This is a genomic window from Streptomyces sp. MB09-02B (assembly GCF_033794485.1).
Classification (GTDB): Bacteria; Actinomycetota; Actinomycetes; order Streptomycetales; family Streptomycetaceae; genus Streptomyces.
This window is the reverse complement of the sequence record NZ_JARGEE010000498.1, coordinates 1-5,926: the sequence shown is the minus strand read 5'-3', so window position 1 is coordinate 5,926 and position 5,926 is coordinate 1. Positions and strand designations below refer to the sequence as shown.

The following is a 5,926-nucleotide window of genomic DNA, read 5'->3' as shown; positions in this document are numbered from 1 at the left end:
CGCCCCCTCACGAAACTCCGCCGTGAACTTCCGACGCTTCTCCGCCATGACACTCAACTTCCCCTGCTGTCACGGCTCCACGCTACGAGGGGAACCTCAAGTCCACGCATAGTCCACAGATGGCTGAGCGCTGCTTCGGGGGTTCGATCCGCCTGCTGTCCCTGCGCTACTTAGCAGGTTCCGGTCGGCACGATTGGCTCCACGACCAACCTTTGCGATGCGCGGTCATCCACAGCCGCTGATGTCAGTACTGGATGTCAGCTGTTGACCTCAACTGCGCTTCGGGTTTTACGTTTCTGGCATGACGATCAAGGAGTACTCACAGGATCAGCTTGCCGCCCAGCCCATCGGCTACTGGAGCGGGGTCGCAAACGAGATCATCGTTGGCAGCATACGTGCCGCCCTCGCCGAGGAAGGGCTCACGCAACCGCACTGGTGGATCCTCAACCACGTTGCCGGCGCCCCCGGGCAGTGGACCCGTTCCTCCCTGACCGTAAAGCTCTCCCCCTTCGACCGCCAAGACACCGCATTCGAGGCGGTCTACGCCGACCTTGCCTCCCGCGGCTGGATCGCGGAGCTCAACGGCGGCCTCACCCTCACCGAGGCTGGCGAAGAGGGACGACAGCGTGCGAGGGGTCGCAGCCTCAAGGTCCACGAGCAGATGCACGACGGCGTGGAGACGGTCGACTATGTGACCACTTTGAACGTACTCCGCCGGATGATCGCCAATCTTGGAGGCAACAGTGACCTTCCGTAGCTGCCCACCGGCCGGGGCGGTCCGCAGCTACAGACGGGCATGCCCAGTCTGACGGAAGCCGAAGGTCGGCGGAGCGATGGGTGGGGCGAGAGATGTCTTCTTGCCCTGGGTCTTGTCGGGGATCTTGGTGACCTGCGTTTTCCCAGCTCAGAGGTGGCGGGCGCGTGGGTCTGGTGGTCGTCATTGGCCACTGTCGAGCAGCCTCGTACGGCCCAGGTACGGCCCAGAAGCTGAGCCGTACCACTGCCGGTCACCGCAGTTGCCGCAGTTCGTAGCAACTGGCCTCCGGGAGGTTGCACAGAAGTCATTCGCGAGCCCCGATGATCAGCGCTACCGTGCACGGGTGATGACAGCCGACGACGTACTGTCCATCCTGGCTGTGCTGCGGCAACAGGACGTTGACATCTGGATTGGCGGCGGATGGGGCATTGATGCCCTGGTAGGAGAGCAAACCCGTCAGCACCGTGACCTGGACCTGATGCACCGCGAGAACCAGGAGCCGGCCGTCGTGGCGGCTCTTGCGGGTGCCGGGTTCGTTCAGACCCTCGACTGGCGTCCCGTGCGCTTCGTCGTCGCAGACCCGAACGGGCGAGAGATCGATTTGCACCCGCTGGTCCTCGGGGCTGATGGGTCCGCGGTGCAAGCCTCACCCGACCCTGAGCAGTCGTTCGTCTATCCGTCATCATGCTTCGTTACCGGTATGATCCAGGGCGTCACTGTCCCGTGCTTGTCACCCGAGCAGCAGGTCTACTTTCACCGAGGGTACGAACCGGCCGACCACGACCGCCATGACATGGCCCAGCTCCGGAAGGCATTCGGCATCGCCACTCACTTCTGACCGGCTCTTCCGTCCGAGGCAGAACTGAAGTTTGCGACACCCGCTTTAGGAGTTCGATTCGTGCCTGCTCTGGCTGCGGTCGGCAACTGGCGCGACGGCCGGACAGAGACGCTGGTGTACGCCTCCGTCCGACGTCGTTGATGTCAGCCGTGGATGTCAGAAGCCTTCTGATCCGTAGCTCTATGTGGATCGGTCAGCGACGGCCATGACCGCCATGCGGGACCCTTGAGGGACGCTAGCGGACAAGGTCGGTTGCTGAGGTTGGGGTACTTCACTGCTGTACAGCCCGATCACAAGGGGCCTTCAGCATGCGGTTGCTGAGGTCAGCTCTGCTACTTCAGGGCAGCGAGGCCCCTCTGCAAATCGTCGAGGTTCATCACCGGCTCAAATGTGACCTCCGCGCCCATCTCCTGGAAGAACGGATCGGCGATGGAGGGCAACTGCGAGCTGTCCTGCATGTCGAACACGAGAATCATGGAGCGCCCGCCCTCAGGGGTGAAGTAGGCGGCCTCCGGCTTCAGCCGCTCCATCGCTGACTTCAGCGAGTTGGGCATCGCTCCGCCCTTCGTCACCTGGTTAGACATCTGGGTGTCCATGCGGGCCTTCATCATCATCCGCATCGCACGCTCTCCTCGCGCACCGCGACCTGCGCGGTTCCGTCCCGCGCTCGCTGGGATCCGGTGCATCCAGCTCAGCTTCACCTCAGTTGATCACCATCCGCAACATTTCCTACGCCCTACGTGACGTCGAAGGAGAGATGGCGTCGCTGTGCGCAGACATCCACGAGGTCGGTGGGGTCTCAATGGGCGAGTCAAGAGCTGTCTTCTTGCCCTGGGTCTTGCCGGGGATCTTGGTGAGCTGGGTTTTTGCTGGTCAGGGGCGGTGGGGCTGTGCGCCCCGTGGTCGTCGTTGGTCGTCCTTGGCCACTGTTGAGCAGCGTCGGACGGCCCAGGGACGGCCCAGACAACGGCCCGTTCGGCGGCCTACCAGCTGATGGGCAACTATCGTGCTCGCTGGCGTGCTTGGGCTCGTATCTCCTTCAGTCGGCTGTGGAACGCGTTGTGGCGGTTCTGGTCGAGGTTCAGCGGGAGGTCGAGCTGGCAAATGAGCTGTGACTCCAGGTCCCATGGCTCGCTCTGCTCAATCCAGCACACCCGCGCGTTGTCCGCCATCCGTTGGCTCAGGGTCGTTTCGCCGGCCTTGCCGAAGGTCATCCGCTTGCCGCTGCCCACGAGGCGCAGCTCAAGCCCGAGCAGGCATCCGAGGGTGAGCCGCAGTGTCGAGCCGGCCGCGTTGCCCCGGTAGTGGTAGCGCACCCGCTTGCGAAGGTTCTGCGTGCTGGTCCGGTTCGCCATGAACCGCGGGGCTATACCGACGTACAGCAGGCGACCAGCGTCCAGGTCGGGGTGGGACGACTGCTCGAAGTGCCACCTGTAGACCCCTGCCGCCGCCGGTACAGGACTCGGACGCACCAAGACCTCCTGCGCCGACCACAACTGATCGGGACTGGCGAGAGCGGTAGCTTCCACGGCACCTCCAGGCGCGCGACGGCTGATCGTCGCAGGCTACTGGTCGCCGCTGACAGCGTCCCCAGCCACGCAGCTGCGTGACATCAGCTTGGGAAGCTGCGGGCATCGGGGGTCTGCTGTGAGGGCTGACCTGCTCGAACGGCCGGTTCGTGACTGCTGCGGGCTTGGGTGTTTTCACCGTGATTCCCCGCTGTTCCCCGCTCGATCTGGTGCGCCTGTGGTGCGCCCTGGGCCCTCAGTGCGTAACGCAACAAGTCTCCGCGGCTGACTGGCGGGCCTACAAGTCCACCCGCGTTTCGCCGTCGCCGTGTCTCAGAAGGACGTGCGCCGGCCTGAACGGCAGACTGCGCAGAGTCGACTCCATGACGTTGAAGAGAGCCCAGGCGTCCGGCCCATAGGCGTACACCACGGCCTCGCCTCCTCCGAACTCGTTGCCGTCCACCTCCCCGGCACCAGCGTCCTCGACCGCTGTCGCCATCGCCTGCCGAGCTTCGCGAACCAGCTCGCGTTGGTCGGCCTCTCCGAAGCCGTCGCGGGCAAGGCGGAAGTGAGCGATGACGGCATGCTCCTCATCCGCGCAGTCAGGGGCCGTGGGTGTCTCCATGCCGGACACATTCTCATCAGGAGTCGGTATCGTCACAGGCCCAACGCTTCTGAATCTCAGCATGACCAACACGCTTTCCAACTGTGGTGGTGGAGTGGTGGGCTGAGTGCCGGGGCGTTCACCTGCGTTCATGGGCGTTCGGCCGCTGGAGCGGCCACCGGCCTCGGTCTCGTCTGAACGGCCGCGAACGGTGCTGAATGAGACGGAAACTGAGACGGGCGGTGGGGCCGGGGTCGCTAGCATCGTCGCCGTGGAAGGGGGAGTCATGGCGCTGGTCCGCAGGGGATCACGACGGATCGTTGTCGACGGCACGGCTTACCGCTGGCGGCTGCGGGGCAGGCCGACGTACTTCCAAGGGCTGGCCTGGTCGCCGTGCACATTCGCGGTCGAGCGCGCGGACACCCCGGGGACGACGCTCGTGGTCACCACCGACCAGCCGCATCCGAGCAACTGGATCGGCCGCGAGGCTGAGCCGTACTGCCATCCCGTGCCGCCACGGCTGTTCGGCTCGCCCTGTGTGAGGGCTGGACGCCGACAGTTCCGGGCGTTGCCTTCCACCTCGACCAGTCCGCCGGCTTCACGCCCTCGTCATGAGGGGGATAGTGGTGCACGATGATGCACATCAGTAAGTGCCAGACCCGAAGTCAAGGTTCTCCGGATGGTCGAGCAAATTTCCGACGTTACGGGTAACCGGCGTATCAAGTCCCACCTCCTCGAAGACCATGCCGTCACACCAGACGCGTCCTTCACCCGTGAGAATGAGCCCGAGGTAGATCGTCGCACCTTCGCCGGGAACATCGAGGACAACATCGCGTCGACTCCAACTCTGGGTACCTGAAAGACTTCGACTATCCATGGTGTTGTCGAACTCCAACACATTGTGCAAGGCGTCATCCACGCGAAGCCAGAGTCCAGCCCAGTTGGCGACATCGGTGGTTTTGAGCATCGCGGACAGACGCATTCGCTTGCCACGGTACGAGGTTGCCTTGAACCACTGGGCGAGGGATGCGAACTCTCTGGCCGCAGGGCGCGCTTGGATGAAAGCGCTGGCGCGACCACTATGGAAGACCTGTGTGTCGATGCCGAATTCATAGTCTTCAGGACGTGCTCCGGTCACGTACCAACCTTTTGGCAGTGCGCTAATTCCAGCGGCATCCGACGGCCGCACCTGGAGCTCCGAAAGAATCTTGGTCGTCTCGGCTCTGGTCCGCTCCGACTCGGCCTCCAGCTTACGAACCTCCGCCTTCATTCGCGGCCGTGAGGTGAGGTAGGTGACAATCGCTACGACTACGGCGCCGACGATAGGACCTATGATCGTCAATAGAGGCAAGGTAGCGACTCCCCGAGAAGCGCGACGTTGATCGTCGGGGCTGCGCGTTCCCCGACAGGCGCGACTGCCACCATTACATGTTGAGCAGCCTTCGACGGACCCAAACCTGTGCCTGCGGCTCCGGAGGCTTGGTAGCCCTACACATGGAAGATCAGGCGGGACGAGCCCACGGATAGTCCACGGCTCACTGAGCACCGCTTTAGGAGAGAGGCTGGGCCGTACGACGGGTGACCTGCGGCTTCGCTGGTCGAGCTAGCGGGCGCGGATGCACCCGCTAGCCACCCCTGTTGACCGCTGCTGACCCCTGCTTCTGGCACGGCTGTGGCACGGCGACCTTTTCGTCCCGAAGCAAACTGGTTGGGCGTTCGGCCTTGGGCCGCTGCCCCTCCCACCTGCTCCGATGGTCCGCATATGTCCGTGCTTGTCCGCCGCTGTCTGTCGGCGTTGTCACGCAGTCAGACACTTACCGAAGACCGAGAGGGCTGGCTTCGGGCGGCTCCACCTCAGCATCCCTGGGGTGGTGCGCCGACTCGCTCACGACAGTGCAGCGGCCGCTGTGCTGCCCCTTACCTCGTGCGGCCGTGTACACAGTGACAAAGCCTCCGAGCACTGCCGCCGCAGTGCTAAGCGGTGCTGCCAGGTCAGGCACCGCCCAGACAGTGAGCACAACGCTGAGTGCTAGGAGCCCAGCGAGGGCGGTCCAGGGCGGGCGATCAGGAGCCTGGGAAGCTCTCCCCCCGAGGCGTACATTCATGGAGACACCTTCTTCGTTGAGGTTCCCCCGAGATGCGGAGGGTGCTGACAGAGGGTCAGATGGTTCTCATGAGAGGAACATCGACCATGGCTGCCCCCAGGAAGTACTCGTTGG

The 5,926-nt window shown here is 63.9% G+C and carries 6 protein-coding genes; 2 read left to right on the top strand and 4 right to left on the bottom strand.

Annotation, left to right across the window (positions count from 1 at the left end; all coding sequences use genetic code 11):
* Positions 1-301 precede the first annotated feature (301 nt).
* Both P1P70_RS38970 and P1P70_RS38965 read left to right on the top strand, forming a co-directional pair.
* On the top strand, positions 302-757 hold the full coding sequence (locus tag P1P70_RS38970; protein ID WP_319246226.1) for a MarR family transcriptional regulator: 456 nt from the start codon (positions 302-304) through the stop codon (positions 755-757).
* Positions 758-1,103: 346 nt separating this feature from the next.
* A complete protein-coding gene (locus tag P1P70_RS38965; protein WP_319246228.1) occupies positions 1,104-1,595 on the top strand; it encodes a nucleotidyltransferase domain-containing protein in 492 nt (163 codons plus the stop codon).
* Positions 1,596-1,927: 332 nt separating this feature from the next.
* Here P1P70_RS38965 and P1P70_RS38960 read toward each other — a convergent pair whose 3' ends face one another.
* The 4 genes from P1P70_RS38960 to P1P70_RS38940 form a co-directional block, all read right to left on the bottom strand.
* Positions 1,928-2,215 carry a DUF3303 family protein gene (locus tag P1P70_RS38960; protein ID WP_319246224.1) on the bottom strand — a complete coding sequence of 96 codons (288 nt, stop codon included), beginning with the start codon at positions 2,213-2,215 and terminating at the stop codon, positions 1,928-1,930.
* Between the two features lie 381 nt (positions 2,216-2,596).
* Positions 2,597-3,067, bottom strand: a complete 471-nt coding sequence (locus P1P70_RS38955) for a GIY-YIG nuclease family protein (protein WP_319246222.1) — start codon at positions 3,065-3,067, stop codon at positions 2,597-2,599.
* Positions 3,068-3,401: 334 nt separating this feature from the next.
* Entirely contained in the window at positions 3,402-3,791 is a 390-nt protein-coding gene (locus P1P70_RS38950; protein WP_319246220.1) for a hypothetical protein, read from the bottom strand.
* Positions 3,792-4,350: 559 nt separating this feature from the next.
* Positions 4,351-5,049, bottom strand: a complete 699-nt coding sequence (locus P1P70_RS38940) for a hypothetical protein (RefSeq protein ID WP_319246219.1) — start codon at positions 5,047-5,049, stop codon at positions 4,351-4,353.
* Positions 5,050-5,926 lie beyond the last annotated feature (877 nt).